This is a genomic window from Halomicrococcus gelatinilyticus, from assembly GCA_024227995.1.
Lineage (GTDB): Archaea > Halobacteriota > Halobacteria > Halobacteriales > Haladaptataceae > Halomicrococcus > Halomicrococcus gelatinilyticus.
In genome coordinates this window covers 290,837-316,475 of record CP100465.1, presented here as the reverse complement: position 1 = coordinate 316,475, position 25,639 = coordinate 290,837, and the positions used below count along the sequence as shown (strand labels likewise).

The following is a 25,639-nucleotide window of genomic DNA, read 5'->3' as shown; positions in this document are numbered from 1 at the left end:
CAGGACCACGCATGAACGACACGCCGGGCGCCGACGACGCCTACGTGGGCGCCATCGACCAGGGGACCACCGGGACGCGGTTCATGGTGTTCGACCGCGCCGGCACGGTCGTCGGCAGCGCCTACGAGACGCACGAGCAGTTCTACCCCGAACCGGGGTGGGTCGAGCACGACCCGATGGAGATCTGGGAGAACACGAAGCAGGTCGTCGGGGACGCACTCGACGCGGCCGACGTGGGAGCCGGCCAGCTCGCTGCCGTCGGCGTGACCAACCAGCGCGAGACGACGCTCCTGTGGGACGAGGAGACGGGCGAACCGGTCCACGACGCCATCGTCTGGCAGGACCGGCGGACGACCGACCGCGTCGAGCAACTGGCGGAGCAGGGACGGGCCGAGGAGATACGGACGAAGACGGGACTCCAGCCGGACGCCTACTTCTCCGCGACGAAGGTCGAGTGGCTGCTCGACGAGGCCGACCCGATCGAGGTGGAGCGCGCACGCGTCGCCGACCTCCGGGAGCGCGCCGAGGCCGGCGAACTGGCCTTCGGCACCGTCGACTCGTGGCTGATCTACCGGCTGACCGGCGAACACGTCACCGACGTGACGAACGCGAGCCGTACGATGCTGTTCGACGTGCACGAGATGGCGTGGGACGACGAACTGCTCGCGGAGTTCCGGGTGCCGCGGGCCATCCTTCCCGAAGTGCGACCGTCCAGCCCCGCCGAGCCGTACGGCTACACCGACCCCGAAGGGTTCCTCGACGCCGCAGTGCCCGTCGCGGGCGCGCTCGGCGACCAGCAGGCGGCGCTGTTCGGCCAGACCTGCTTCGACGAGGGCGACGCCAAGAACACCTACGGCACGGGGAGCTTCGTCCTGCAGAACACCGGCACGACGGCGGTCGAGAGCGACAACGGACTGCTCACGACGGTCGCGTTCCAGCGCGCCGACGAACCGGTCCGGTACGCGCTCGAGGGGTCCATCTTCGCCACCGGTGCGGCCATCGAGTGGCTGGCGGACGTGGGATTCGTCGACGAACCGGCGGACACCGAACGGCTCGCCCGGCGGGCCGACTCGACCGACGGCGTCTACGTCGTCCCGGCGTTCACCGGCCTGGGTGCGCCCCACTGGGACCAGCGCGCCCGCGGCACCATCGTCGGCATGACGCGCGGGACGCGGCGCGAGCACGTGGTCCGCGCGACCCTGGAGGCCATCGCCTACCAGACCCGGGACGTGCTGGAGGCGATGGCGGCCGACGCCGGACTGGACGTCGGGACGCTGAAGGTCGACGGCGGCGCGGTGAAGAACAACTTCCTCTGCCAGCTCCAGGCCGACGTCGTCGACGCCGACGTGGTCCGGCCCGTGGTCGACGAGACGACGGCGCTCGGGGCCGCGTACGCCGCCGGCCTCTCGGTGGGCTACTGGGAGGACCTCGACGACCTCCGGTCGAACTGGCGCGTCGACCGCGAGTTCGCGCCGCAGATGGACCCGGCGGAGGCCGACCGGAAGTACGAACGCTGGAGCGAGGCCGTCGAGCGGTCGCGGGACTGGGCGCGCGAGGAGTGAGCCGAAGCCGACGGACGTGACCGTCTCCACCGCTGCCGTCGGACAACTTCGCCAGTCCAGCCGCCGAGATTAAATATCGGTCGTCCGAACCTCACGGCATGGACCCGCCGCTCGTCCTCGACATCGACGGCACGATGACCCGACGCGACGACTCGGTCGACCCGCGCTTCTTCAGTCTCCTCCCCGACTGGGACGCGCCGGTCGTCCTCGCCACCGGGAAGGCCTTCCCCTACCCCGTCGCCCTGACGCACTTCCTCGGCCTGCCGAAGAACGTCATCGCCGAGAACGGCGGCGTCGTCCTCGCCCGCGACGACGTGACGGTGAACGGCGACGGCGAGGCCGCCCGTCGGGTCGCGACCGAGTACAGGGAGATGGGCCACGACCTCGGCTGGGGCCGGTCCGACCTCACCAACCGCTGGCGCGAGACCGAGATCGCCGTGCAGCGCGACCAGCCCCTCGGCCCGCTGGAGGAACTCGCCAGCGAGCACGGCCTGGAGGTCGTCGACACGGGCTACGCCTACCACGTCAAGCCGCCCTCGGTGAGCAAGGGCCAGGGGCTGAAGTCGGTCGCGGACCTGCTCGACCGCGACCCCGCGGCGTTCGTCGCCGTCGGCGACTCCGAGAACGACGTGTCGACGTTCGGCGTCGCCGGGGAGTCGTACGCCGTCGCCAACGCCGACGCGAAGGCGCAGCGCGCGGCCGACGTCGTGGTCGACGGCTCGTACGCCGAAGGGACGCTCGCGGTGCTGGAGGCGTTGCGGGAGCGGGAGTAGCAGAGGGCTACCGTTTGGTTCACTCCTGAAAGCGTAATTTTTTGTTCGAAGCCGTGAACGTCAGGGTATGAAGTCGAAACTCCTCCGCGCCCTCCTCGCGTACTCGGTCGTCGGGGCGGGCATCACGGTCGTTCCGGCGGCGTACTTCGGCGGCCAGTTGGCGACGTTCGCGTTCCTGCTCGTCGCGCTGCTGGTTCTTCCGCTCCTGCAGGGCCGCAGCGGCGCCGGTCCCGGGATAGAGGACGACGCCGGGGGTGGCCACGAACGGGACGCCGGCGGGTCGCCAGCCGCGTCTGCGACGTCCAACCTCCCGACAGACCTCACGACGGTCCTCACGCTGTACCTCGTCGGCGTCGTCCCCTACAGCGTCGCCGCGCTGGCCGTCCTGCGCTGACCGGCCGACCCCTGTTCCCCGCCCCCACGGTCACCCGGTCTCGTCTCCGCCCTGCTCGTCCACTACGGTGTCCGTGCGCCGTCGCCGTCGGAGTTCGGCGGCGAACGCGGCGGCCCCGACGGCGAGAACCCCCAGCGCGAGCGCCCACGGTCCCTTCTCGTCCATCACGCCACCTCGTCGTCGACCCAGTCGCCGAACGCGTCGAGGACGTCGGCCTCCTCGAACCGCTCGACGCAGGGCACGTCGTAAGGATGGGCCGCCTCGACGCGCGCGACGAGGTCGTCCCAGCGCTCGTCGGTCGTCTTCGCCAGCAGGACGACTTCCTCGTCGCGGTGTACCTCGCCCTCCCAGCGGTAGACCGACGTACAGGGGAACCGGTTCACGCAGGCTGCGAGTCGCTCCTCGACGAGCAGTTCCGCGAGGTCGCCCGCGACGTCCGGCGGCGCGGTGACGTACGCCGTGGGCATCTCACTCCGCGATAGTCGGGTGCGTGCCGTTGACGTCCCACTCGTGGATGCAGTACGGTTCGCCGGCCTCCGCGGCGACGGTCCACCCGTGTACGGAGTCGTCCCACTCCTCCTCCCGGCCGCAGCGGAGACACTTGCGATTTCTCGGCGCGTTAAGTTCTACCATTGTGTGACACGTGGTGACGAGCCTACTTAAGTTGCCTTCCTGCGGCACTGTTTGTGAGCGTCGTCCGGCTTCCGGAACGGCGAAAGCGGCGAGAACTGTCGCGGTGTCGGGCTGGCCGCCGGTCAGCGTCGACGACGCCAGGTGGGGTCTACGGCCAGAGGCCGCGCGCCTCGTGGGCCTCGGCGACGCGCGAGAGCGCGACGACGTAGGCCGCCTCGCGCCACGGGATGTCGCGCGCCTCGACCTCGGCGCGGACGTCGTTCCACGCCGACAGCATCTCTTCTTCCAGTTCCTCGTTGACGCGCTCTTTCGACCACTTGCGGCGGTTGATGTCCTGGAGCCACTCGAAGTACGACACCGTCACGCCGCCCGCGTTCGCCAGGATGTCCGGGACGACGTGGACACCGTTCTTCCGGAGGATCTCGTCACCGGCAGTCGTCGTCGGGCCGTTGGCGCCCTCGACGACGACGTCGGCCTGCACGTCGTTGGCGTTCTCCGCTGTGATGACGTTCCCGATGGCAGCGGGGACGAGCACGTCGACGTCGAGTTCGAGCAGCTCCTCGTTCGAGAGCTTCTGCGGCGCGTCGTAGCTCATCACCGCTTCGGGCTCCTCTTCGTGGGTCGGGACGTCGCGGGTGTCGAGCCCCTCCGGGTCGTAGATGGCGCCGTTGACGTCGCTGACGGCGACCACGTTCGCGCCCCAGTCGTCGAGCAGGCGGGCGGCGTTCGCGCCGACGCTGCCGAAGCCCTGCACGGCGATGGTCGTGTCCTCGAGCGGGAAGTCGTAGTAGTCGCAGGCCTCGCGGGTGACGATGGCGACGCTGCGGCCGGGCGCCTCGTCGCGGCCGTAGCTCCCGCCGACGACCGGCGGCTTACCGGTGACGACGCCGGGCTGGGTCTCGCCCTCCTGCATCGAGTAGGCGTCCATGAACCACGCCATCGTCTCCGCGTCGGTCCCCATGTCCGGCGCGGGGATGTCGTGCATCGGGCCGACGAAGTCGCGCAGCTCCTGGGTGAACCGGCGGGTCAGTCGCTCCTTCTCGTCCGTCGAGAGGTCCTTGGGGTTGACGACGATGCCGCCCTTCGCGCCGCCGAACGGGATGTCCATCACCGCGCACTTCCAGGTCATCCACATCGACAGCCCGATGCACTCCTCCTCCGTCACGCCGGGGTGGTAGCGCATCCCGCCCTTGAACGGGCCGCGGACGCTGTCGTGCTGGGCACGGTAGCCGGTCAGCAGCTCCGTGCTCCCGTCGTCGCGCTCCAGCGGCACCGAGACGCGATGTACCTGGTCGGGGTGTTTCAGGCGCTCGATGATTCCCTCGTCGATGTCGAGGTGCGCCGCCGCGCGTTCGAGCTGGTGTCGTGCAGTGTCGACGGCCGTTTCCTCTTCTTCGGTCTCCTGTTTTCCTGTTGCGGACATGATGCACTCCGGGTCGATGCTGGCAATTTCTGACGCGACCGGTGAAAGTGTTTGTTATCACCGACCGCTACGGTATGGATTAGCACGACAAGGAGAGTGGGCGGCTGGGGTGGCTACAACGAGCGGCGGTCGTGGCGCTACAGCGAGACGGCGGAGACGGTACCCGACACGTCGCCGACGTACACCGCGTGGCGGCCGACAGCGGGCCCGGAGACCACGTAGCCCTGCGCACGGAACCGCCGGCGGGTCCGCCCCGTCGTACGGTCGAGCGCGAACGTCCGTCCGTCGTCGTTGGCGACGTACACCGCCTCGTCGGTCACCGCCGGGGCCCCCCAGATCGGCGCGTCGGTCGCGACGCGCCACTCGACGGTTCCCTGGTCGCCGTCCAGCGCGTACACGGACCCGTCGGTACTCGTCACGTACACCACGTCGCCGGCGACGACGGGCGAGGACCAGACGCCACCGCCGGTGCGGTACTCCCAGCGGGTCACGCCGGTCGCGGCGTCCACCGCGAACGCGCGGTCCCCGTCCACCGTGCCGACGTAGACCGTGCCGTCGGCCACCGTCGGCGCGGCCGCGACGGCGAGCGACGGCCGGAAGCGGAACCGTTCGGTCCCGTCGAACCCGTGGGCGTACAGGCCGCCGTCGAGTCCGGAAACGTATACGGTGTCGTCGGCGACGGTGAGCGAGCTCGCGGCCCGCGTGACCGTGCGGAACGAGCGGCGGCGTTCGCCGGTGGCGGCGTCCAGTATCGACACCTCGCCGTCGCGGTTCGCGACGAAGACGTCGTCGCCGACGACCACGGGGGAGAGGTCGAGGCCCGAGTCGGTCTCGAACTGCCACAGTTCGACGCCGCTTCCGGGTTCGAGCGCGTGGAGGGTGCCCTCCCGGTCGCCGACGTACACCGCGTCGCCGGTCACGGTGGGCGTCCCCACGCCGGTCGGCATCTCGAACGACCACTCGCTCACGCCGTCGCGCTTGTCGAGGGCCACGACGCGTCCGTCCTCGGTCCCGACACACACCATGCGGTCGCGGACCACCGGCGACGTCTCGACGGGGCCGCCGACCTGCGCGTGCCACGCGGCGTGAACTCGTCCCGCCGCGCGGCCGGTCCGGTCCTCGAGGTCGTCGGCGCGCTCGCTGGCACGCCCAGGGTTCGTCGGCCGTCCGTCGGCCGCGTCCTCCCGGCCCGACGGGCTGTCCGTCCGCTCCGGTCCCGTCGCGTCGTCACGTCGGTCGTCGTCGTCCCGTTCGACGCCCCCGTCGGAGGCCAGCGGCGTCCGGTCGTCCGGCGACCCGTCGTCCGGCGACCCGTCGTCCGACGTCCGGTCGTCGCTGGTCGCACCGCGCTCGACCGACCACTCGACGTGTCGGGTGACGCGCTCGTCCCCGTCGCGCACCACGTGGTCGAACCGGAACGTCTCGACCCTCCGTCCGTCGAACGATTGCTCGTCCGACTCCGCGTCCGTATCGTCGCTCTCCGAAGCGGTGCTCTCCCGCGCCGCCGTGTCCCGCGTGTCGTCCCCGTTCATGTATACTCACAGACCTGAGTTCGGTCTGACCACGACCGGTATTGGAATACTGACTACTTTGTTATGCAGCAGTTAGTGGACGGTAGCCGGGGCTTACCGGCGTGCCACGCCGGACCGTTCGTCCAGACCGACAGGATTTTTCGGTCACGCGTCGCAGAATCCGGCATGACCGGTCTGTACTACGAGGAGTTCGAGGTCGGCGAGACCATCGAACACGAGAAGCGCCGCACCGTCAGCGAGAGCGACAACCAGCAGTTCTGCGACATGACGATGAACCAGCAGCCGCTCCACCTCGACGCCGAGTTCGCGTCCGGGACGGAGTTCGGCGAGCGACTCGTCAACGGCCTCTACACCATGAGCCTCGCCGTCGGTCTCTCCATCCCGGACACGACGGACGGCACCATCGTCGCCAACCTCTCCTACGACGAGGTAGAGCACCCGAACCCGGTGTTCCACGGCGACACCATCCGCGCCCAGTCGACCGTCACCGACAAGCGAGAGACGAGCGACGGCGAGCACGGCGTCGTCACGATGCGCGTCGAGGTGTTCAAGGTGGACGGCGAGGAGGAGACGCTGGTCTGCGAGTTCGAGCGGACGGTGCTGTCGCTGAAGCGCGAGCACGCCGAGTAAGTCGAGGCCAGCAGTTTTCTCGCGCGCTCCCCTCGTGGGAGTATGGACGTACGAGCGCGGACCGAGACCCTCCGACGCTGGGCGGACGACGCGGCTGCCACGGGTCCGCCCCCGGTGACCATCGCGCGCTGGGGGCTCGGCGCGATGCTCGTCGCCGCCGGCGTCCACAAGTTGCTCGACCCCGCGGCCTGGACGGCGTACGTCACGGACTGGCTGGCACCGTGGCTCGTCGTGTCGCCGACCGTCTTCATGCTCGCGAACGGCTACCTGGAGATACTGTTCGGTGTCGCGCTGCTCGCGGACCGCTACGTGGCGTTCGCCGCTTTCGTCGCGGCGGCGTCGCTCGCGGCGACGACGGGATACCTCGCCGTCGTCTGGGCGACCACGGGCGCGTTCGGTGACGTGGTCGCACGGGACGTGGGACTGACGGGACTCGCGTGGGCGGTGCTCGCGGACGCACTCGGGGAGGATTAGACGAACAGCGAGAGGTTCAGGAGCGTGGCGATCACCCACGGGAGCGCGAGTCCGGCCGGAACGACGGCGGTGTACTCGCGCGGCAACAGCGGGCGACAGGCGACGCCGATACCGACCGCGATCGCCTTCACGGCGACCAGCGCGACGAACCCGAACTGGGAGATTGCGGCGCGTGCGACGGGGTTGGACTCCGTCAGCCCCGCGTTGAGTCCGACGTAGGTGGTCAGCAGGTCGCCCGCGAGCGTGATGCCGACGACCAGCCAGAGCGAGCGCTCGACGCGGCCCACGCTCGGCCACGGGAGTCGTCGAAGACGGGGCGACAGTGGTTCTCGGTAGCTCATGGGTGTGTAGCGGGAACCGCGTCATCACCCCCGAGGCACGAGAAGGGCTTTATTATACACCGGCTTGTGCGGGCTTAGGCCCACCCTAAACCCGCGAAAAGTGGACTTCGGGTTCTGGAGGGCAGGCCGTCAGTTCACGTCGCCGAGGACGTGGACGTGGACGTCGCCGTTCGCGGTTCCGACGAGGGCGAACGCGTCGCAATCTGCTGTCGCTGCGGGAGAGCGACCGTCAGGTCGGGCCGTCGTGGTGACGGAAGGACGTCGCTGGAAGAGGGGGGAGACGCGTAATAGCGCGGTCAACGACCCGCGTGGAGAGACGGTCGGCAGCCGTCACTGCGGTTCTTCAGAGGATGGTGCCGTGCTTCTTGTCCGGGAGGTCCTTGTCGAGGTCGGCGTAGAACTCGAAGCGGGCCTCCAGTTCGTCGCGGAGCGTCGACGGCGGCACGATCTCGTCGATGACGGTCTCGCTGGCCATCCGGTGGACGTCGATGTCCTCGCGGTACTCCTCGCGGAGTTCCTGCTCGCGCTGCTTGCGCTCCTCCTCGTCGTCGATCTGGTCCAGCTTGCGGGCGTAGACGGCGTTGATGGCGGCTTCCGGACCCATGATGGCGATCTCGCCGCTCGGGAGCGCGATGGTGCTCTGTGGGTCGTAGGCCGGCCCGGACATGGCGTAGATGCCGGCGCCGTACGCCTTCCGGACGACGACGCACTGCTTCGGGACGGTGGCCGAGGAGGTGGCGTAGATCATCTTCTTGCCCTTCTCCAGGATGGCGTCCTTCTCGACCTGCGAGCCAGCCATGAAGCCGGGCGTGTCCGCGAGATAGAGCAGCGGAATCTCGAAGGCGTCGCACTTCCAGATGAACTCGGCGGCCTTCTCGGCGGCGTCGGGGAAGATTGCGCCCGAGCGGTGGTCGGGCTGGTTGGCGACGATGCCGACCGGCCGGCCGTCGATGCGTGCGAACGCGGTGATGATCTCCTTGCCGAACTCCGGCCGGAGTTCGAAGTACGACCCGGCGTCGACGACGCGGTCGATGACGTCGGTCATGTCGTACGCCTTGTTCGGGCTCTGGGGCACGACCGAGTCGATGCCTTCCGGCGACTTCGCGGGGGCCTTCGGCTCGCTCTTCGGCGGCTTCTCGTGGGCCTTGTCCGGCAGGTAGGAGACGAGGTCCGCGACGAGCTCGCGGGCGTGCTCCTCGTCGCGCGCGACCAGGTCGGCGCTGCCGGAGTGCTCGGCGTGCATCCCCGCGCCGCCGAGGTCCTGCATGTCGATGTCCTCGCCGGTGACCATCTGGACCATCCGCGGCGAGGCGATGGCCATCGCGGACATCTCCTCGACCATGATGGTGAAGTCGGCGAACACGGGCGTGTACGCCGCGCCGGCGATGCAGGGACCGTAGAGGACACAGATCTGTGGGACGCGCCCCGACAGCATCGAGTGGTTGTAGTAGTACTTCCCGATGCCCTCGCGGTTGGCGAAGAAGCCGGTCTGCTGGTCGATGCGGCCGCCCGAGGAGTCCATCAGGTAGAGCACCGGGTTGCCGCTCTGGAGCGCCCGCTGCTGCATCCGGAGGAACTTCTCGACGCCCTTCTCGGCCATGCTCCCGGCCTTGACGGTGAAGTCGTTGGCCATGAAGTGGACGTCGCGGCCCTCGAACTCCGCCGCGCCGGTGAGCAGGCCGTCCGCCGGAAGCCGGTCGTCGGCGTCGAAGTTGGCGAACTTGCCGTCCTCGAACTTCAGCCCGTCCTCGCCGAACCAGAGGTCGAGGCGGTCGCGCACGAACAGTTTGCCCTGCTCCTCCAGGCGCTCCTTGTACTTCTCCGGGCCGCCCAGTTCGATGTCCTCGATCTCCTCCCAGAGCGCCTCCTCGCGCTCGGTCGGGCCGAGGTCGTCCTCGGCGGGCGTCTCGGTCGTCGACCCCGCCGTCGCCGGCGCGCTCCAGGTCGCCGCCGGTTCGTCGGCGTCGCCCACGTACACCGCCACCTCGTCGCGGACGTGCTGGGCGAGCGCGCTGGCGATGGCCGAGGCCTCGTCCTCGGTCGCCCCCTCGGCGATGCGTACCTTCATATCTGGCAGTCCGGGTGGCGATTTCAAACCGTTTTCCCTTTCAATACGTCGACCGGTCGCCGGCGACCGGTCGGTGATCGGGTGGAACGGGCGGGCGGCCCCGAAAGCGATTCCCTGCCCTGGAGCTTCCTGCCGGCTTAATTTCGCCACGCACCGAACGTTTTAGACGGACGAGTGCGTCAATCGATGACATGGCAAATCTGGCCACTACCGTAGGCGACACCGCGGACGACCACCCGGACGAGCCAGCCATCGTCGCGGGGGAACGAACGCTCACGTACGACGACCTCTGGGAGCGAATCGGCGGCTTCGCCGCCGGCCTCGACGAACGGGGCGTCGGTACCGACGACCGCGTCGCCGTCTACCTGCCGAACCTGCCGCAGTTCGTCACCGCGTTCCACGGGACGCTCCGGGCCGGCGGCGTCGTCGTGCCGATGAACCCCCAGTACAAGTCGCGCGAGATACGCCACCTGCTGGACGACAGCGAGTCGAGCGTCGTCGTCACGCTCCCCGACCTCGTCCCGTTCGTCGAGGAGGTGCGCGAGGACACCGACGTCGAACACGTCGTCGCCGTCGGCGAGGGGGAGTTCGAGTCGTTCCTCGGCGACGGCGACCCGGGCGTGACCGAGCGCGACGACGACGACCTGGCGGTCCAGCCGTACACCAGCGGCACGACCGGAACGCCGAAGGGCGTGCGCCTGACGCACCGCAACCTCGCGTCGAACGCCGAGATGGCGGCCGACCTCGTCCCGGACGGCATCGGTCCGGACGACTCGCAACTCGGCGTGCTCCCGCTGTTCCACATCTACGGCATGACGGTGACGATGAACGGCGCGCTGTTCAGCGGCGCGACGTACTACCCCCTGCCGGAGTGGGACGCCCAGCAGGCGCTCACGCTCGTCGAGGACGAGTCGCTGTCGATGATGCACGGCGTGCCCGCGATGTACAACGACGTCATCAACCAGCCGAACGCCGAGGAGTACGACCTCTCGTCGCTGCGCCTCGCGGGCGTCGGCGGGGGCGGCATCCCCATCGAGGTGCTGCGTCGCTTCGAGGAGCTGTTCGACGCGACCATCTACGAGGGGTACGGGCTGACCGAGACCAGCCCCATCACGCACTTCAACACGCCCGGCGAGCGGCGCGTCGGCAGCATCGGACGCTCCATCGAGGGAGTGCACGCCCGCGTCGTGGACGACGACTTCGACGCCGTCCCGCGCGTCGAGCAGGGACCGGTCGACGACGAGGACGACCTCGACGACGTGACGGGCGAGATCGTCGTCGCCGGACCGAACGTGATGGACGGCTACGCCGGTCTCCCGGAGGCGAACGCGGAGGCGTTCACCGAGGCCGACGGGAGGCGCTGGTTCCACACCGGCGACATCGGCTACTGGGACGACGCCGACTACTTCTACGTCGTCGACCGGAAGAAACACACCATCAACACCGCCGGTTACAACGTCTACCCGCGCGAGGTCGAGGAACTGCTCTTCGAGCACGACGCGGTCGCCGACGTCGCCGTCGTCGGCGTCCCCGACGACCGCCGCGGAGAGACCGTGAAGGCGTTCGTCGTCCCCGTGCCCGGCGTCGAGGCGACGCCCGACGAGCTCCGGGAGTTCTGCCTGGCGAACCTCGCGGAGTACAAGCACCCGCGCGAGGTGGAGTTCGTCGACGAACTCCCCCGGACCACGACCGGCAAGGTCCAGAAGTTCGAACTGCGGGAGCGCGAGTAGCGCCGGCGGCCGCGGTCGTCCTCACTCCGCCCGCTCGCCGCGCTCCGGCGCGGATGCCGCCCCGTCGTCTCCCGCCTCCTCGCCCTCCCGTGTCTCCTCGTATACCGCTCGGGAGTGACGTAGCTTCCGCATCAGGAACGTCCCCGCGACGCCCGCAGACGCCACCACGTAGAGCAGCAGCCAGACGACCCCGTCGACGCCGGTCGCGCCCGCGAGCGTGTCCGTCACCGGACCGACCGTCGAGTTGTAGAACCCGTGGAACAGCGCTGCCACCGCGACGCCCGTGAGCGCCACACGACTGCGGTTCGCGGGCACGACGTCCGCGAGCCCGAGGTAGTAGCCCGAGATGGCGGCCCAGATGACGTGGTTCGGGCCGACGATGGCGCGGGTGACGGCCACGTCCGCGACGGTGACGAACACGTCCGGCCGTCCCGCGACTGCCACCGACCCCACGACGTAGGACAGGTTCTCGATCGTGGCGAACCCCAGGCCGGCCATCGCGCCGTACACGACGCCGTCGACCGTCGACCCGAACCAATGCGTCCGGTAGGCGTGGAAGCGGACGGCCAGCCACTTGACGAACTCCTCGACGGGGGCGACGAAGAGGAAGAAGAACGGCACCAGTGCGAGCCTGCTCGCGCCGTCCCCGTAGAGGACGAGCACGCCGAGCGTATTGACGACGCCGGCGAACGAGGCGAACAGGACGCCGAGCACGAAGGTCGTTACGAGCGTGCGAAGCGGCTCCCGTTCGGGGTCCGACAGCCAGATGTATCCGGCGATGGCGAGCGCGGGCCCCACAGAGAGAACGGCGAGCACGCCGAGCGCCGGGCGGTCGACCACCGTCACGCCGACCAGCAGGAGTTCGACGAGGACCAGGACGACGGCCAGCAGGAGCGTCGTCCGGTGAGAGAGGCGAACGAACAGCAGGGGGCGAACGACGGCTCCCGGTCGAGACTCGCGTGACTCCTCACCAACCGTCCCGTCGTCGGTCCCCTCGTCCCCGGCACCGTCCGGGGTGCGCTCTGCTCGGGGACCCCGCTCACCCCCGTCGACCATGACCTGTAGTTCGCGCGGACGTTCCCAAACTCTTTTCCTCTGTTTCTGACGCCAGCGCTCCGATGGGTCGTCGCCTACAGTTCCTCGGCGTCGACGACGGCGTCGCGGTCGACGTCCGCCACGGCGTCGTACCCCGACAGGCCGAGCGTCAGGTCGAGGTCGGCCAGGAAGTTCTTCAGCACCGCGCGGACCCCGTCCTCGCCGTCGACCGCCAGCCCGTAGGCGTACGGGCGGCCGAGGAGGACGGCGTCGGCACCGAGCGCGACGGCCCGGAACGCGTCCGCGCCGCGGCGGACCCCGCTGTCGAAGAGGACGGGCGCACGGTCGCCGACCGCGTCGACGACGCGCGGGAGGGCTGCCAGCGCTCCGATTGCGCCGTCGACCTGGCGACCGCCGTGGTTCGAGACGACGACGCCGTCCACGCCGCGGTCGAGCGCCTCGCGTGCGTCGTCGGGGTGGAGGACGCCCTTCAGCACGATGGGGAGGTCGGTCTGCTCGCGGAGCCAGTCGAGGTCGTCCCAGGTGAGCGACGGGTCGCCGAATATCTCCGTGAACTGCCAGACGGCGGCGTTCGGGTCCTCCTCGGGCGGCGCGTCGAGCGAGTCGCGGAACGCGGGGTCGGCGAAGTAGTTCGCCACGCCCTCCTGGTCGAGGAACGGGAGGTAGGCGTTCTCGACGTCGCGCTCGCGCCAGCCCATCATCGGCGTGTCGACGGTGACGACGACGGCCTCGTAGCCCGCTTCCTCCGCGCGCCGGAGGAAGCTCGCGGTCACCTCGCGGTCGGTGCTCCAGTAGAGTTGGAACCAGCCCGTCGCGTCGCCGAGTTCGTCCGCGACGTCCTCCATCGTCTCGGACGCCGCGGAGCTCGACACGAACGGGACGCCGAGGTCGGCGGCGGCGCGCGCCGACGCCAGTTCGCCCTCCTCGTGGAGGATGGACTGGACGCCGATGGGTGCGAGCAGGACGGGGACGGGAAGCTCCTGGTCGAACAGCTGGACCGAGAGGTCGCGCTCGTCGACGTCGCGGAGCGTCCGGGGAACGATGCGCCAGCGGTCGAACGCGCGCCGGTTCTCGCGGGCGGTGTCCTCCTTGCCGGCGCTCCCGGCGAGGTAGGCGTGCGCCTCCTCGGACAGTTTCTCCTCGGCGAGTTCGGCGAGCGCCTCCGGCGATGCGGGAAGGTCGGGCGTCTGGTCGGCGAGCATCCCGGCCGCGTACACCTCGTTCTGGCGGTCCGGACCGTACGGTTCGGATGGTTCGTCCATGTCGGCCGTGAACGTCCCAGTCGAGTTATACTTTGTTCCGCAACCGGTCGACTCCGACGCCGACGACGAACGCGACGCCGACGTTGGTCAGGAGCCCGAGCACGCCGACGCCGACGGCGAGCCAGCGGCGCTCGGTGGCCAGTCCCGCCTTCCCGAGTTCGACAGCGACCAGCGCGAGGACGACGCCGAGCACGGCGAGCGGGAAGGCGGCGACGAGGTCGGCCGCGAACAGCGCAGCCGTGGCGTACAGGACGCCGAGGACGAGGTTGGCGCCGGCGCTGCGAGCGCCGAAAGCGTACTTCCCGGCGACGCCGCCGCTGCCGTGGCACATCGGCATCGCGCCGAACGGGACGGCGAGGAGGTTCATCGCGCCCATGCTCGTCGCGAGTTCGTCGGGGGAGACGTCGGCGTCGTAGAGGTCCGAGAGGAGCAGCGAGGTGGCGACGGCGGCGTTCCCGACCGTCATCGCGAGCTGGCCGGCGGTGGCGGCGAGTCCGTCGGTCGTGAACGCGAACCCGACGCCGGGCGCGAGCGCGGGGAGACCAGCTGTCGGCACGCCGACGTCGAGCCCCGCGAGGACGACGCCGACCGCGAGCACCGCCAGCGCGCTGGCGCGACGATACCCCAGCGCGACGGCGACCGCGGCGACGCCCACCGCCAGCGTGGCCGTCGCCGGCGCCGCGACGCCCAGGCCGAGCCCCGTTCTCGCGAGCACGAGCGCGACGCTCAACTGGACGCCGCGGACGACGGGTTCGCCGACGACGTCCGCCAGCCGCCCGACGGCCCCCACCGAGCCGAGCGCGAGCAGGACGCCACCCGCCAGCAGGCCGGCCGACATGAGTTCGGGGGCGGACAGCGCGCCGGCGATCACGAGTCCGGCGAGCGCCTTCATCGGTTCCACCGAGACCGGCACGCCGTAGCGGAACCCCCAGACGAACTGGAAGACCGCGAATCCCAGCAGGAGCACGGGAAGGTGGAGGTCCGTGAGAGCGGCGACTGCCACGACCACCGGCAGGACGGTCACCGAGTCGCCGACGGCACCCGTCACCTCGCCGACGGAGACGACGACCCGTCGCTCCTCGCCGTTCCAGACCTCCACAGCCATACCCCCACCAATGGACGCAACCGTTATAGGTTTACTGAGTAACCCTGATTCGGCACTCGGGCGCTGTTGCGAAACTGTATCTGGTTACGGCGCGGTTACGTGAGCGACGATGCACTGGTCGCCCGTCGTGCGTCGTCCCGGGGCGCGGGCAGGATTTTTGCCCCGTCGCGTGAATCGGTAACTATGTTCGAACGACTACAGCGAGGTGAGACGGCGTGACGGGTGACCGCTTCTCCGTGGAGGGCGCGACGGCCATCGTCACCGGGGCATCGAGTGGCATCGGTCGCGTCGTCGCCGAGCAGTTCGCCGCCGACGGCGCGGACGTGGTGGTCTGCTCGCGCGAGCAGGAGAACGTCGACCCGGTCGCGGAGGGCATCGCCGAGAGCGACCGCCCGGGGAGCGCGCTCGCGGTCGAGTGCGACGTGACCGACCGCGACGCCGTCGTGGCGCTCGTCGCGGCAACGGTTGAGGAGTTCGGCGGCGTGGACGTGCTCGTCAACAACGCCGGCGCGAGCTTCATGGCCGGGTTCGACGACATCAGCCCGAACGGCTGGCAGCGGGTGCTTGAGATCAACCTCACCGGAACGTACCACTGCACCCAGGCGGCGGGCGAGCACCTGAAGGACGGCGGCGGGTCGGTCGTCAACGTCGCTAGCGTCGCCGGCCAACAGGGCGCACCGTACATGAGTCACTACGGCGCGGCGAAGGCGGGCGTCGTCAACCTCACGCGGTCGCTCGCCTACGAGTGGGCGGGCGACGGCGTGCGGGTGAACTGCGTCGCGCCCGGGTTCGTGGCGACGCCGGGCCTCGAAGCGCAGATGGGAATCTCGGCGGACGAGATAGCGCGTGAGGACGTCGAGCGGCGGGTCGGCACGAGCGAGGAGATCGCCGACGTCGTGCAGTTCCTCGCCAGCCCCGCCGCGTCGTACCTCGTCGGCGAGACGGTGGCGGCGGCCGGCGTTCCCGACGTCCTGGAGTCGCCGGACGTCTGAGTTAGAGCCAGCCGCGGTCGGCGAGCAGTTCGCCGTTCAGCAGGCTCGCACCCGCGGCGCCGCGGATGGTGTTGTGCGCGAGGCAGTTGTACTGGACGCCGGACGGCGTCGACTGGACGCCGCCGGCCGCGACCTGCATCCCGCCGCCGAGCGTCCGGTCGAGACGCGGCTGGGGACGCGAGGGGTCGTCGAACACCTCGATGAGCGAATCCGGGGCGCTCGGGAGGTCGAGCGTCGGTGCGTCGCGGAAGGCGTCCTCGGCGTCCTCGGGTTCGATGTCCTCCTCGGTCTCCGCCCAGACGTTCTCCAGATGGCCGTCGAGGGTCGGCACGCGGTTACAGGACGCCGACACGTCGACGTCGTGGAGCGAGATCTCCGCGCCGTCGAAGCTGCCGAGGAGCTTCTTGCTCTCGGTCTCCATCTTCGACTCCTCGCCGCCGATGTGCGGGACGACGTTGTCGATGATCTCCATCGACGTGACGCCGGAGTAGCCAGCGCCGGAGACGGCCTGGAGGGTCGCGACGTGGACGCGGTCCAGGCCGAAGCGGTCGAGCGTGGCGAGCGTCGGGACCATGGCGATGGTCGAGCAGTTCGGGTTCTTTACCAGCGCGCCGTCCCAGCCACGCTCGTCGCGCTGGACGTCCAGCACGTCGAGGTGCTCCGGATTCACCTCCGGGATGACGAGCGGGACGTCATCGGCCATCCGCGCGTTCGAGGAGTTCGACGAGATGACGTAGCCCGCCTCGGCGAAGTCCGGTTCGACCTCGGCGGCCACGCCGGAGGGCAGCGAGGAGAAGAGGAGGTCGACGTCGTCCGGTACCGCGTCCGGTTCGGTCGCACGGACCGTGATGTCGCCGACGTCGTCCGGTATCGGCGAATCGACGCGCCACTTGGCCGCGTCGCGGTACGGCGTCCCCGCGCTGTCGTCGCTCGCGGTTATCGCAGCAAGTTCGAATTCGGGATGTCCGTCGAGGAGTTGGATGAAGCGCTGGCCGACGGCCCCCGTCCCACCCAGGATTCCGACTCGTACACTCATGTGCCAACGAGTAACGAGGCTCCGTGCAAGTAGCTTTCGACGGACTCAGAATCTGCCGCAGTATAGCGAACCGTTACTTCTTGCGGGTGACGTACCCGGCGATGCGGTTGCGGACGCCCTTGGAGTCGATGCTGGTGAGCTTCTGGACGCTCTCTTTGTTCTGTTCGAAGTCGGTCGTGAACGCTTCCGGGTATCGTTCCAGGAGGATGTTCCCGGTCTTCTTGACGTAGTCCGGTTTGATTGCCATACTGGTCCGTTGCTGGCTGGCACCCTTAAATGCATTCGTTCGGCCTCGCCGTGCAACTTCGCGGCAGACCGCGAGACGCTGGCGATGGTGGGACCGACCTCTCCACCGCAGTCGTCTTCCCCCCGAAACGGGGCTCGGGGGCGCTACCTGTCGCCTTCGTCCACAAGGTCACGGAGCCTGTCGAACGCCTCGTGAACGCGCGGTCCGCCGCACGTCCGGGCGACCTCCTCGAAGTACGACAGCCGCGAGCGCAACTCCGCGGCGTCGTAGGTGTCGACGTGCAGTCGCGAGGCGGCGACGGTCGCCTCGACGACCGCCGCGACCCCCCGGTCTATCGTCGGCACGGTCTCGCGCTCGACGCTGGCGTCGACGGGCGTCAGTTCCCACGTCTCCAGGCGCGTGCCGCCGGATTCGTCGACGTCGACCTGTTCGACCGTCACCTCGACCCACGCGTCCGCCGCGTCGAGCACCGGGTCGTCCTCTTCCCTGATGGCCAGCGTCGCGTCGACGAACAGGACGGGGTCGCGCGTGAACAGAACGTACCCCTCGCCCTGCCGGTAGAAGTTCCGGCGCGTCCGGGTGTTGCCGAATGTCGTCGCCGTCACCGGGTCCCCGGCGTGCAGGCCCAGCGCCGCGACGTTCCACAGCCCGTTCGGGCCGAGCGTCGTCACGACCGACTCGGTGACCCCCGTCAGTTCGACGGGCCATTCTGGACGAGTCACACGGACACCTCCCCGCGCTCCAGCGCGACGAAGAGCCCGGCCGCCACGACGTCTGCGGTCGTCCCCGGGTTGACGCCGCGCTCGACCAGTTCGTCGGCGAGCGCTGTCGGGTCCTCCTGGCCGTCGAGCGTGGCCCTGGCGCGTTCGCGCACCCGTTCGGCCGTCTCCCGGTCGTGTGCCGTCGCGACGAGGGTGTCCGGCTCCTCGGCTAGCAGTTCCAGGAACACCTGCGCGGCGCGGTCCGAGGTCGGTCCAGTCAGTTTCCCGAGACGCTCGGCGGCGTCGAAGGTGCGGGCGAACCTGCCGGTCCACTCGCGCGCGACGCCGTCCTCGTCCGCCGAGACTGCCATCACGTCGTACAGGGTGACGCCGCGCTCCTCCACCGCCGGGACGGCGTCGGCACCCCGGCGGACGTCCAGGTCCGGAACGTCCTCGGGCGGGTCGTCGACCAGCACGTCGACGTGTTCGAACGCGCGGTAAAAGTCCGCGGCGTCCGCGACCGTCGTCGACTCCACCACCGCCGACGCGCGCTCGGGCGTCAGTTCGCCCTCGCTCGCCGCGCGGACGAGCGGGACGAGCAGCAACAGCGAGCCGAACTGCGTGTTGTCGCCCTCCTGCTGGCTCATGCCTTCGACCGCGCGCTCGAACGCCTCGCCGACCGGCGCGCCTGCCTCCGCCGCGCGAAGTCCCGCTCCCGCGCCGACCGCGCCGGCGAGGAAGTGCTCGAAGCGGAGATCCGGCAGGTCGCGCTCGCGGTCGACGTTCCCTGGTTTGGGCGTCCCCGCGACCTCCAGCAGCAGCGCCAGCTGGGCGTTCTCCGCCGGCGTCACGTCGCATCACCCGCCGTCTCCAGGGAACGGTCCTCGCTCTCCGCCCCCTCGCGACCGTGGAACCACTCGCTCGTCGCGCTGGCGACCCGCGCGAGCACCGCCGGGTCGTCGCTCGGCCGGCCCACACTCACCGCGTCCGCGCCGTTCGCGAGGTACTCGCGGACGGTCGCGGCGTCCCGGACGCCGTTGTTCGCGACGACGAAGCAGTCGGCGGCGTCGACGACCGCGGCGACGACGCCCTCCGAGTCCATCGCGTCGACGTGGACCGCGTCCGCGCCCGCCGCCGCGAGCGCCCGGGCGAGTTCCGGGAGGTCGACGCCGTCGACCTCGGTGCGGACCTTCACGCTCGTCGTCGCCCCAGCGGCGGCGGCCGCCGCGACCTGCTCGCAGAGGCGGTCCGGGTCGCGGAGCAGGGACTGTCCCGCGCCCGCGTCGCACATCTCCGTCTGCCGGCAGTGGGCGTTGACCTCCAGGATGGCGTCGTGGTCGCGACAGACCGCGGCGACCTCCCGGACGGGGTCGGGTGACGCCGCGCGGACGTTCACGCCCGCCCGCAGCGGGGCATCGTCGAGCGCCGAAAGCTGGCTGTCGACGAACGCGACCGGGTCGTCGGGCAGGAACTCCTCGCGGTCGCGGTCGTCGACCATGCGTCGAGCCGCGTCGCGGGTCGGGGCGTCCAGCGCGAGGCCGCCGAGGAACGCCGCGCCGACGAGGTCGCTCGCCGCCCGCGCCCAGTCTGCGTCCGACTCGCCGCTCAGGCTGGCCAGGGCGACGCGCGGCGCGAACATCAGGCCACCTCCAGCGCGCGCTCGACAGCCCGGGCGACCCGGGTCGCGTCCGTGCGGTCGTTCATCTCCGTGTCCGTGCGGACCACGGGCCGGTCGAGGGCCGTGCCGTCCGCGTCGTCCAGCACGAACGCGTCGGCGAAGGGGTACGCCTCCGCCATCCCGGCGGTGCTCGGGTCGTACCCCACCGCGTCCATCAGCTTCGCGGCCGGCCCGGAGAAGACCTCGTCCTCGACGAACGGGGAGACGGCGACCACCGTCGCCGCGTCGAGCGCCTCGTGGACGCCCTCGACCGTGAGCATCGGCCCGATGCTCGTCACGGGGTTCGACGGCCCGACGACGACCTGCTCGCCGTGCAGCGCGTCGAGGACCGGCGGCGCGGGCGAGGCGTCGTCTGCCCCCCGGAACTCCACGTCGAGCACCTCGGGTTCGGCGCGGCGCGCCACCCAGAACTCCTGGAAGTGCATCTCGCCGCCGGGCGTGTGGACGATGCTCGCCACGGGGTCGTCGCTCACCGGCACGAGGTCGACGGTCAGGTCGAACGCGTCGGCCAGCGTCCGGGTCGCCTCCGTGAGCGTGTGCCCCTCGTCGAGCAGGCTCGTTCGCGTGACGTGGACCGCGCGGTCGCGGTCGCCGATCTCCATGAACTCGGCGACGCCGGAGAACCGACGCCAGCGAGCGATGTCCCGCCCGTCAGTCTGGCGCTCCTCCGGGAGGTAGCGCGGGCCGCCCGCGAGACCTGCCGCGTCGGCGAGTCGCTTCAGTTCGTCGTGGGTCGCGGTCGTGTCGCCGGAGATACCCCACCACGTCTCACGGTCGAGTTCACCGCCGCGCTGGAAGAGCACGGTGTCGACGTCCGGACAGACGAGCAGGCCGCCGAGTTCGACGTCGTCGCCGGTGTTGCCGACGACCGTCGTCTCGGCAGGCGCGAAGACGTCGAGGGCCCCGTCGAGGAGCTTGGGGGTGCCCGTCCCCCCGGAGAGAAACGTCGTCATACGCCGAGGTGCGTGTTCGGCGGTGTAAACGCTTGCGCTCCGCGCAAGCCCGGATTCATACGCAGGATTCCGACCGTCTTTTTTATGCGATGACGACCAAGAACCGCCAATGACCACCATCAAGGACAGCGTCCACGACCACATCACGGTCGAGGGCGTCGCCCGCGACCTGCTGGACACCCCCGCCGTCCAGCGACTGCGGCACATCAAACAGCTCGGAACGGCGCGGCTGGTCTACCCCTCCGCGAACCACACGCGCTTCGAGCACAGCCTCGGAGTCTATCACCTGGCCTGCGAGGCGCTCGACTCCATCGGCATCGGGGGCCGGCAGGCCGAACGCGTCCGCGCCGCCGCGCTGCTGCACGACGTCGGCCATAGTCCCTACAGCCACACCGTCGAGGACCTGGTCCACCGGCGGACGGGCAACTACCACGACGACGTCGCGGACCTGCTCGCCGACTCGCCCGTGGCCGACGTGCTCCGCGACCACGACCTCGACCCCGACGCCATCGCGGGGCTCATCGCCGGCGATGGCGAACTCGGCCAGCTGGTCTCGGGCGAACTCGACGTCGACCGGATGGACTACCTCGTGCGCGACGCCCACCACACCGGCGTCCCCTACGGCACCATCGACCACGAGCGGCTCGTCCACGGGCTCACGTTCCTCGACGGCGAACTCGTCCTGGAGGAAGGGAACGTCCAGACCGCAGAGAGCCTGCTCGTCGCGCGGGCGCTGATGAACCCCACCGTCTACCGCCACCACGTCACCCGCATCAGCAAGTCGATGGTCCAGCGCGCCAGCGAGCGGCTGCTCGACGCGCCGGACGTCGACGCCGAGCAACTGCGCCGGATGGACGACCACGACCTGCTCGTCGCCCTCCGGACGAACGCGGACACGGCCGAGTACGCCCGACGGCTCTCGGAGCGCGACCTCTACAAGCGCGCCGTGTGGGCCGAGATGGACGACGTCCCCGACGCCGTAATCGACGCCGACCACGAGGCCGTCCGCGAGTACGAGCGAGACGTCGCGACCGACGCGGGCGTCGACCCCGACCACGTCATCCTGGACGTGCCGGGTCGCCCGAACATGACGGAGTCGTCCTCACGGGTCATCGTCAACGGCGAGGTCCGCCCGCTCGCCCGGCAGTCGACGCTCGTCCGGGCGCTCCAGCAGGTCCAGCGCGACCAGTGGCGCCTCGGCGTCTACGCGCCCGACGACGCGACCGACGCGGTCGGTGCCGCGGCCGAGCGGGTGCTGGGACTCGACACCGACGGCGCGCTCGTCAGCACGGTGCGGACGGGGGTGCGGACGACGCTCGACGACTTCGAGTGAGTGGAGCACTCGGTGGCTGCCAGCGGTCCGCGTCCGCCCGGAACCGTCGACGGTCGGGCCAGCGGTCGACGGCCGGACCCCGTCCGAACGGCGGTTCTGCCACAACGGTAACGGGACGTCACGGCGTACGTGAGAACGCATGACGACCGACGAGGTAACACAGACCCTGAAGAAGGCCTACGGCGACGAGATCGAGACGGTGATGAACTACCTGACGAACTCCATCGTCCTCGAAGGCGTGAGCGCGGAGGAGGTGAAAGAGAGCCTCGAAGCCGACATCCAGGAGGAGCTCAGTCACGCCGAGATGCTGGGACAGCGGCTCAAGCAACTCGACGAGCGCCCGCCAGCCTCCTACGACTTCGAAGCTCACCAGGAGAGCCTCCAGCCGCCGGAGGACAGCACCGACGTCCTCTCCGTCATCGACGGCGTCCTCGACGCAGAGGAAGACGCCATCGAGACGTACCGGTCGCTCATCAACGCGGCCCGCGACGCCGACGACCCGGTGACCGAGGACCTGGGCGTCACCATCCTGAGCGACGAGGAGGCCCACCGCACGGAGTTCCGCGGGTTCAAGCGCGAATACGACAAGTGAGGCGACGCGAGGACGACGTCGCCACGCCAGACCGACCGTCCGCACCGCTCGTCGTGACGGACGGACAGTATAATCCAGCGCCTGACCAAGGCAAGGATTTTTCTCGGGTGAGTGTGAGACGCTCTCTATGGGAAATTCGGGATTCGACCTCGACCTCCAGGCGGTCGAGGACGAGATCGACGAAAACGAGGAGGCGCGCGTCATCCTCGGCGTGCTCGACGGGACGACACCGGCGGCGGAACGGGCCGCTGCCGTCGGTCGTGGACACGTTCTCGTGCTCGCCATCGACGGCGATCTGAACGAACTCGCCGCGGACCTCGCTCCCGCCGTCAAGCGACGTGACGGCCACCTCGTCCACTTCCGGGAGTTCCTCATCGTCGCCCCCGGCGACGTCGAGATCGACACGGACGAACTGTAACGCGGAGGTCGCTCGGTCGCCGGCGGTGCCGTCGGACGACGGTGCCGTCCAGTCGACGGGGACGTACCCACGCCACCGACCGGCTACGAGGGGTGTTCTCTCCCGTATCGAACCTGACACCACCGGAGAGGTGAACGCCCGTCGAGACGAGCGATACGGAAAAGACCTATCGGGGACGAATACGGGTGTACGCGCATGAAGGAGAACGGGTCCTCCGTCGAGTACGTCCTCCGGTCGGGGGCGCGCACGAGCGTGCTCAGGGCCGTCGTCGAGGGCTGCGATTCGACGCAGGCGCTACTCGACAGTGGACTGGCGAGCGAATCGGCGGTGTACAACGCGCTGACCGAACTCGACGAGCGCGATCTGATACACTCGCCCGACCAGAAACGGTGGTATCCGACCGGCGCCGGGACGGTCGTCGCCGACCTCATCGAACGACAGCGGGAGACGGAGACGGTTCTCGAATCCGCCCCAGAGTACTGGCGACGACACGACGTGACCGCGTTACCGACCGCGTTCAGGGAGCGACTCGCGGACCTCGCCGGGGGCGAGGTCGTGCGCGCGACCGAGACGCGACCGTCGCGTGCGGTCCGGGAGATCGAGCGCCGTCTGCACGACGCCGACAGCGTCTCGGTCATCACTCCGATCTACAACGAGCGGTTCGACCACGCCGCTCGCGGGGAGGGCCTGCGGCTCGTCCTCGACACGGGCGTTCTCGAGGACCTGATGGACGAGGCGGACGAGGAATCGGACGAGGACGTCGGTGCGGTCCGCGTCGCGGACGTCCCGTTCGCCCTGACGGTGACCGACGACTGCGTGCTTCTGTCGCTACCGACGCTGGACGGAGCCTACGACCCTCGTACCGAGTTCGTCGTCGAGTCCGAGCGGGCCCGGCAGTGGGGGATGGAACTGTTCGAACGCTACTGGGCGGAGGCCCGGTCGCCCGAGGAGTTCCTGGCTGCCCACCAGTAGGACGCTAGCTGACGGTCAGGTAGTGGCCGTCCGGGTCGCGGATCCGAACCCCGTCACCCACCGACTCCACGCGACAGGCGCGGTCGGCGACGCGCTCGGCGGTGGCCCCGGGGTCGTCGGCGGAGAACCCGACGTCGGCGTGGACGCCACCGCGGGCGTCGGCCAGTCCGAGTTGCGGTTCCCACAGTTCGAGGTCGACGGGACCGCCCATCCGAATGCGTCGTCGCTCGCTGCCCCGGTCGTACGTCTCGAACCCGAGGTCGGTGTAGAACGACTCGGCGCGGTCTAGATCCTCAACCTCGAGGACGACCTCGAAGATGCCCGTGATCGGGTCGGTCCCCTCGCCGCGCGTCCCGATCTCGACGCAGTTGCCGTCCGGGTCGTAGAAGTACAGCGAGCGGGCCGATCCGAACTGGTGTTCCACGAGGTCGAAGTCGGACGCGAGGCGGTCGTACCACTCGTCGTACCGGTCGGCGGGCGCGGCGAACGCGAAGTGGGTGTGGAGACCGCCGCGCGGGACGTCGCCGGGTTCCCTGAGGACCAGCCGATGGTCGCCGGCCTCGACGGTCGCCTCGCCGTCGCCGTCCTCGCGGACCGGGAGTCCGAGTCGCGACCCGTAGAACTCCCGCGCCCGGTCGAGGTACTTCGCTTCGAGCGCGAGCCAGCGCAACCCCGTGAGCATGGGTCGAAGTAGACAGCGGCGACGCATAAAACGTCGGTCGACAAGGACGACACGTGCGCCCTCCGTCGCTTCGCTGGATGGAGCAGGTGCTCGTTTCGGGCGGAAGCGGGACGACGACGAGCAAAAAGCCTATAATCGCCAGTCGGTAAGAAAACGCTAGAGGATGTTCGAAATGATACCACTGTTCGGCCCGGTGCCGGGTGGGATGGAACTGGCCGTCATCCTGCTCATCGCCGTGCTCCTGTTCGGCGCGAACAAGATCCCGAAACTCGCGCGCTCCACCGGGGAGGCCATGGGCGAGTTCAAGAAGGGCCGCGAAGAGGTCGAACAGGAACTGCAGGAGATGCAGTCCAGCGACACCACGACGGCAGCCACCGAGATGGACACCGACGTCGAAACGGACGCCGACGTCGAGACGGAAAGCGAATCTGAAAAGTAACCGTTTTTCTGCGGCCTGTCTGTAGTTACTGTCAGGGCGTGTGGCCTAGCGGACAGGGCGAGAGGTTCCTAACCTCTCGATCGCGGGTTCGAATCCCGCCACGCCCGCTCCCTCACTTCGTTCGGTCGCGGCCGTGGCGACCCTCGCGAACGCGAAGCGTTCGCTCAGTCCCGCCACGCCCGTGCAGTGAGACGGTGAGCATCGCGAACCGTCGAACGAACCGGAACGGGATTCGAACCCGGGAGTCGCAGCGTCCGAGCGAAGCGAGTCGAATAGCGACGCGTGCGGGATTCTAATCGGAGAGGTCGCGCGGGACGAAGCGGACAGTGTCGGCTATCAACCCGACTCGACCTGTCGATTCGCCGCCACTGAAAGTTTTATTACGTATCGGTCGGGACGCTGTAGTGCGGTTCGACAGTTTGTCGACACCGCGGACGCTGACGTCAGGCGTCGTGGACGCGTCGTTCGACGCGTCCGGTTCTCCCCCCTCTGCGACGGCACGTGAATCACCTCAGCGTTCGGGAATGACGTGAACGAAAGACAGCGACAACGTCACGCGGTAAAGGACAGAAAAATAATGTATATTGATTTTAACAAGGCTTTTTAATGGATT

At 69.5% G+C, this 25,639-nt stretch carries 29 protein-coding genes and 1 tRNA gene; 13 read left to right on the top strand and 17 right to left on the bottom strand.

The annotated features are described in order from the left end of the window. Positions 1–11 precede the first annotated feature (11 nt). The 3 genes from glpK to NKT36_RS01620 all read left to right on the top strand — a co-directional run bounded on the left by glpK (position 12) and on the right by NKT36_RS01620 (position 2,729). On the top strand, positions 12–1,562 hold the full coding sequence (gene glpK / locus NKT36_RS01630) for a glycerol kinase GlpK (RefSeq protein WP_327052206.1): 1,551 nt from the start codon (positions 12–14) through the stop codon (positions 1,560–1,562). Between the two features lie 98 nt (positions 1,563–1,660). Next, positions 1,661–2,335 (top strand): HAD-IIB family hydrolase, encoded by a 675-nt coding sequence (locus NKT36_RS01625; RefSeq protein ID WP_327052205.1) that lies wholly within the window; start codon positions 1,661–1,663, stop codon positions 2,333–2,335. A gap of 67 nt (positions 2,336–2,402) precedes the next feature. Further along, a complete protein-coding gene (locus NKT36_RS01620; protein ID WP_327052204.1) occupies positions 2,403–2,729 on the top strand; it encodes a hypothetical protein in 327 nt (108 codons plus the stop codon). A 30-nt stretch (positions 2,730–2,759) separates the two neighbouring features. On the opposite strand, the gene NKT36_RS01615 is transcribed toward NKT36_RS01620, so the two are convergent. The 5 genes from NKT36_RS01615 to NKT36_RS01595 all read right to left on the bottom strand — a co-directional run bounded on the left by NKT36_RS01615 (position 2,760) and on the right by NKT36_RS01595 (position 6,317). Continuing rightward, on the bottom strand, positions 2,760–2,894 hold the full coding sequence (locus NKT36_RS01615; protein WP_327052203.1) for a hypothetical protein: 135 nt from the start codon (positions 2,892–2,894) through the stop codon (positions 2,760–2,762). Further along, a complete protein-coding gene (gene cutA / locus NKT36_RS01610; protein ID WP_327052202.1) occupies positions 2,894–3,196 on the bottom strand; it encodes a divalent-cation tolerance protein CutA in 303 nt (100 codons plus the stop codon). Before cutA ends, NKT36_RS01615 begins: the two co-directional genes overlap by 1 nt. A gap of 1 nt (position 3,197) precedes the next feature. Beyond that, positions 3,198–3,362 carry an HEWD family protein gene (locus NKT36_RS01605; protein WP_327052201.1) on the bottom strand — a complete coding sequence of 55 codons (165 nt, stop codon included), beginning with the start codon at positions 3,360–3,362 and terminating at the stop codon, positions 3,198–3,200. Between the two features lie 148 nt (positions 3,363–3,510). Then, positions 3,511–4,785 carry a glutamate dehydrogenase GdhB gene (gdhB, locus tag NKT36_RS01600; protein WP_327052200.1) on the bottom strand — a complete coding sequence of 425 codons (1,275 nt, stop codon included), beginning with the start codon at positions 4,783–4,785 and terminating at the stop codon, positions 3,511–3,513. A gap of 137 nt (positions 4,786–4,922) precedes the next feature. Continuing rightward, a complete protein-coding gene (locus tag NKT36_RS01595) occupies positions 4,923–6,317 on the bottom strand; it encodes an outer membrane protein assembly factor BamB family protein (RefSeq protein ID WP_327052199.1) in 1,395 nt (464 codons plus the stop codon). Positions 6,318–6,482: 165 nt separating this feature from the next. Between NKT36_RS01595 and NKT36_RS01590 the strand changes: the two genes are divergently transcribed. Then, positions 6,483–6,947: a MaoC family dehydratase gene (locus NKT36_RS01590; RefSeq protein ID WP_327052198.1), complete on the top strand. Its 465-nt coding sequence runs from the start codon at positions 6,483–6,485 to the stop codon at positions 6,945–6,947. Positions 6,948–6,989: 42 nt separating this feature from the next. Beyond that, positions 6,990–7,421, top strand: a complete 432-nt coding sequence (locus tag NKT36_RS01585; protein ID WP_327052197.1) for a DoxX family membrane protein — start codon at positions 6,990–6,992, stop codon at positions 7,419–7,421. Here NKT36_RS01585 and NKT36_RS01580 read toward each other — a convergent pair. Both NKT36_RS01580 and NKT36_RS01575 read right to left on the bottom strand, forming a co-directional pair. Then, a complete protein-coding gene (locus NKT36_RS01580; RefSeq protein WP_327052196.1) occupies positions 7,418–7,762 on the bottom strand; it encodes a DUF5658 family protein in 345 nt (114 codons plus the stop codon). The two genes, NKT36_RS01585 and NKT36_RS01580, sit on opposite strands and share 4 nt — an antisense overlap. A 343-nt stretch (positions 7,763–8,105) precedes the next feature. Further along, the gene (locus tag NKT36_RS01575) at positions 8,106–9,830 is read right to left on the bottom strand and encodes an acyl-CoA carboxylase subunit beta (RefSeq protein WP_327052195.1); all 1,725 of its coding nucleotides are present in this window, start codon (positions 9,828–9,830) and stop codon (positions 8,106–8,108) included. 191 nt (positions 9,831–10,021) lie between these two features. On the opposite strand from NKT36_RS01575, the gene NKT36_RS01570 reads away from it, so the two are divergent. Beyond that, the gene (locus tag NKT36_RS01570; RefSeq protein WP_327052194.1) at positions 10,022–11,560 is read left to right on the top strand and encodes an AMP-binding protein; all 1,539 of its coding nucleotides are present in this window, start codon (positions 10,022–10,024) and stop codon (positions 11,558–11,560) included. 21 nt (positions 11,561–11,581) lie between these two features. Here the strand turns inward: NKT36_RS01570 and NKT36_RS01565 are convergent, their stop codons facing one another. The 3 genes from NKT36_RS01565 to NKT36_RS01555 form a co-directional block, all read right to left on the bottom strand. After that, complete coding sequence (locus tag NKT36_RS01565; RefSeq protein ID WP_327052193.1) at positions 11,582–12,616, bottom strand: PrsW family intramembrane metalloprotease; 1,035 nt, start codon at positions 12,614–12,616, stop codon at positions 11,582–11,584. Between the two features lie 74 nt (positions 12,617–12,690). Beyond that, positions 12,691–13,878: a lactate 2-monooxygenase gene (locus tag NKT36_RS01560; RefSeq protein WP_327052192.1), complete on the bottom strand. Its 1,188-nt coding sequence runs from the start codon at positions 13,876–13,878 to the stop codon at positions 12,691–12,693. Positions 13,879–13,903: 25 nt separating this feature from the next. Further along, complete coding sequence (locus tag NKT36_RS01555) at positions 13,904–14,983, bottom strand: putative sulfate/molybdate transporter (protein WP_327052191.1); 1,080 nt, start codon at positions 14,981–14,983, stop codon at positions 13,904–13,906. Positions 14,984–15,198: 215 nt separating this feature from the next. Between NKT36_RS01555 and NKT36_RS01550 the strand changes: the two genes are divergently transcribed. After that, positions 15,199–15,975, top strand: coding sequence for an SDR family NAD(P)-dependent oxidoreductase (locus NKT36_RS01550; RefSeq protein WP_327052190.1), 777 nt, complete (start codon positions 15,199–15,201; stop codon positions 15,973–15,975). 1 nt (position 15,976) lies between these two features. On the opposite strand, the gene asd is transcribed toward NKT36_RS01550, so the two are convergent. From asd to cofD, 6 genes are all read right to left on the bottom strand, one after another. Then, positions 15,977–17,011, bottom strand: a complete 1,035-nt coding sequence (gene asd / locus NKT36_RS01545; RefSeq protein WP_327052189.1) for an aspartate-semialdehyde dehydrogenase — start codon at positions 17,009–17,011, stop codon at positions 15,977–15,979. A gap of 73 nt (positions 17,012–17,084) precedes the next feature. Further along, positions 17,085–17,258, bottom strand: coding sequence for a 30S ribosomal protein S17e (locus tag NKT36_RS01540; protein ID WP_327052188.1), 174 nt, complete (start codon positions 17,256–17,258; stop codon positions 17,085–17,087). Between the two features lie 143 nt (positions 17,259–17,401). Beyond that, on the bottom strand, positions 17,402–17,980 hold the full coding sequence (locus NKT36_RS01535; protein ID WP_327052187.1) for a DUF447 domain-containing protein: 579 nt from the start codon (positions 17,978–17,980) through the stop codon (positions 17,402–17,404). Beyond that, positions 17,977–18,810, bottom strand: coding sequence for a triphosphoribosyl-dephospho-CoA synthase (locus tag NKT36_RS01530; RefSeq protein ID WP_327052186.1), 834 nt, complete (start codon positions 18,808–18,810; stop codon positions 17,977–17,979). Before NKT36_RS01530 ends, NKT36_RS01535 begins: the two co-directional genes overlap by 4 nt. Further along, positions 18,807–19,598, bottom strand: coding sequence for a tRNA-dihydrouridine synthase (locus NKT36_RS01525; RefSeq protein WP_327052185.1), 792 nt, complete (start codon positions 19,596–19,598; stop codon positions 18,807–18,809). Before NKT36_RS01525 ends, NKT36_RS01530 begins: the two co-directional genes overlap by 4 nt. Next, positions 19,598–20,590, bottom strand: coding sequence for a 2-phospho-L-lactate transferase (gene cofD, locus NKT36_RS01520; protein WP_327052184.1), 993 nt, complete (start codon positions 20,588–20,590; stop codon positions 19,598–19,600). Before cofD ends, NKT36_RS01525 begins: the two co-directional genes overlap by 1 nt. A 109-nt stretch (positions 20,591–20,699) precedes the next feature. On the opposite strand from cofD, the gene NKT36_RS01515 reads away from it, so the two are divergent. From NKT36_RS01515 to NKT36_RS01500, 4 genes are all read left to right on the top strand, one after another. Continuing rightward, the gene (locus NKT36_RS01515) at positions 20,700–21,923 is read left to right on the top strand and encodes an HD domain-containing protein (protein WP_327052183.1); all 1,224 of its coding nucleotides are present in this window, start codon (positions 20,700–20,702) and stop codon (positions 21,921–21,923) included. A 139-nt stretch (positions 21,924–22,062) separates the two neighbouring features. Further along, positions 22,063–22,515, top strand: coding sequence for a ferritin-like domain-containing protein (locus tag NKT36_RS01510; protein WP_327052182.1), 453 nt, complete (start codon positions 22,063–22,065; stop codon positions 22,513–22,515). 127 nt (positions 22,516–22,642) lie between these two features. Beyond that, positions 22,643–22,933, top strand: a complete 291-nt coding sequence (locus NKT36_RS01505; RefSeq protein WP_327052181.1) for a DUF5779 family protein — start codon at positions 22,643–22,645, stop codon at positions 22,931–22,933. Positions 22,934–23,128: 195 nt separating this feature from the next. Beyond that, positions 23,129–23,905, top strand: a complete 777-nt coding sequence (locus tag NKT36_RS01500) for a helix-turn-helix transcriptional regulator (protein ID WP_327052180.1) — start codon at positions 23,129–23,131, stop codon at positions 23,903–23,905. 4 nt (positions 23,906–23,909) lie between these two features. Here the strand turns inward: NKT36_RS01500 and NKT36_RS01495 are convergent, their stop codons facing one another. Next, positions 23,910–24,587 carry a VOC family protein gene (locus tag NKT36_RS01495; protein WP_327052179.1) on the bottom strand — a complete coding sequence of 226 codons (678 nt, stop codon included), beginning with the start codon at positions 24,585–24,587 and terminating at the stop codon, positions 23,910–23,912. A 163-nt stretch (positions 24,588–24,750) separates the two neighbouring features. On the opposite strand from NKT36_RS01495, the gene NKT36_RS01490 reads away from it, so the two are divergent. Together NKT36_RS01490 and NKT36_RS01485 are read left to right on the top strand one after the other, a co-directional pair. Continuing rightward, entirely contained in the window at positions 24,751–25,026 is a 276-nt protein-coding gene (locus NKT36_RS01490) for a twin-arginine translocase TatA/TatE family subunit (protein WP_407652192.1), read from the top strand. A 34-nt stretch (positions 25,027–25,060) separates the two neighbouring features. Continuing rightward, positions 25,061–25,133, top strand: a tRNA-Arg gene (locus NKT36_RS01485). The last annotated feature ends 506 nt before the right edge of the window (positions 25,134–25,639 follow it).

Coding starts and splice junctions, on each gene's coding strand:
- glpK (WP_327052206.1), top strand. CDS start 12: ATGAACGACACGCCGGGCGCCGACGACGCCTACGTGGGCGCCATCGAC.
- NKT36_RS01625 (WP_327052205.1), top strand. CDS start 1,661: ATGGACCCGCCGCTCGTCCTCGACATCGACGGCACGATGACCCGACGC.
- NKT36_RS01620 (WP_327052204.1), top strand. CDS start 2,403: ATGAAGTCGAAACTCCTCCGCGCCCTCCTCGCGTACTCGGTCGTCGGG.
- NKT36_RS01615 (WP_327052203.1), bottom strand. CDS start 2,894: ATGGACGAGAAGGGACCGTGGGCGCTCGCGCTGGGGGTTCTCGCCGTC.
- cutA (WP_327052202.1), bottom strand. CDS start 3,196: ATGCCCACGGCGTACGTCACCGCGCCGCCGGACGTCGCGGGCGACCTC.
- NKT36_RS01605 (WP_327052201.1), bottom strand. CDS start 3,362: ATGGTAGAACTTAACGCGCCGAGAAATCGCAAGTGTCTCCGCTGCGGC.
- gdhB (WP_327052200.1), bottom strand. CDS start 4,785: ATGTCCGCAACAGGAAAACAGGAGACCGAAGAAGAGGAAACGGCCGTC.
- NKT36_RS01595 (WP_327052199.1), bottom strand. CDS start 6,317: ATGAACGGGGACGACACGCGGGACACGGCGGCGCGGGAGAGCACCGCT.
- NKT36_RS01590 (WP_327052198.1), top strand. CDS start 6,483: ATGACCGGTCTGTACTACGAGGAGTTCGAGGTCGGCGAGACCATCGAA.
- NKT36_RS01585 (WP_327052197.1), top strand. CDS start 6,990: ATGGACGTACGAGCGCGGACCGAGACCCTCCGACGCTGGGCGGACGAC.
- NKT36_RS01580 (WP_327052196.1), bottom strand. CDS start 7,762: ATGAGCTACCGAGAACCACTGTCGCCCCGTCTTCGACGACTCCCGTGG.
- NKT36_RS01575 (WP_327052195.1), bottom strand. CDS start 9,830: ATGAAGGTACGCATCGCCGAGGGGGCGACCGAGGACGAGGCCTCGGCC.
- NKT36_RS01570 (WP_327052194.1), top strand. CDS start 10,022: ATGGCAAATCTGGCCACTACCGTAGGCGACACCGCGGACGACCACCCG.
- NKT36_RS01565 (WP_327052193.1), bottom strand. CDS start 12,616: ATGGTCGACGGGGGTGAGCGGGGTCCCCGAGCAGAGCGCACCCCGGAC.
- NKT36_RS01560 (WP_327052192.1), bottom strand. CDS start 13,878: ATGGACGAACCATCCGAACCGTACGGTCCGGACCGCCAGAACGAGGTG.
- NKT36_RS01555 (WP_327052191.1), bottom strand. CDS start 14,983: ATGGCTGTGGAGGTCTGGAACGGCGAGGAGCGACGGGTCGTCGTCTCC.
- asd (WP_327052189.1), bottom strand. CDS start 17,011: ATGAGTGTACGAGTCGGAATCCTGGGTGGGACGGGGGCCGTCGGCCAG.
- NKT36_RS01540 (WP_327052188.1), bottom strand. CDS start 17,258: ATGGCAATCAAACCGGACTACGTCAAGAAGACCGGGAACATCCTCCTG.
- NKT36_RS01525 (WP_327052185.1), bottom strand. CDS start 19,598: ATGTTCGCGCCGCGCGTCGCCCTGGCCAGCCTGAGCGGCGAGTCGGAC.
- cofD (WP_327052184.1), bottom strand. CDS start 20,590: ATGACGACGTTTCTCTCCGGGGGGACGGGCACCCCCAAGCTCCTCGAC.
- NKT36_RS01515 (WP_327052183.1), top strand. CDS start 20,700: ATGACCACCATCAAGGACAGCGTCCACGACCACATCACGGTCGAGGGC.
- NKT36_RS01510 (WP_327052182.1), top strand. CDS start 22,063: ATGACGACCGACGAGGTAACACAGACCCTGAAGAAGGCCTACGGCGAC.
- NKT36_RS01505 (WP_327052181.1), top strand. CDS start 22,643: ATGGGAAATTCGGGATTCGACCTCGACCTCCAGGCGGTCGAGGACGAG.
- NKT36_RS01500 (WP_327052180.1), top strand. CDS start 23,129: ATGAAGGAGAACGGGTCCTCCGTCGAGTACGTCCTCCGGTCGGGGGCG.
- NKT36_RS01495 (WP_327052179.1), bottom strand. CDS start 24,587: ATGCTCACGGGGTTGCGCTGGCTCGCGCTCGAAGCGAAGTACCTCGAC.
- NKT36_RS01490 (WP_407652192.1), top strand. CDS start 24,751: ATGTTCGAAATGATACCACTGTTCGGCCCGGTGCCGGGTGGGATGGAA.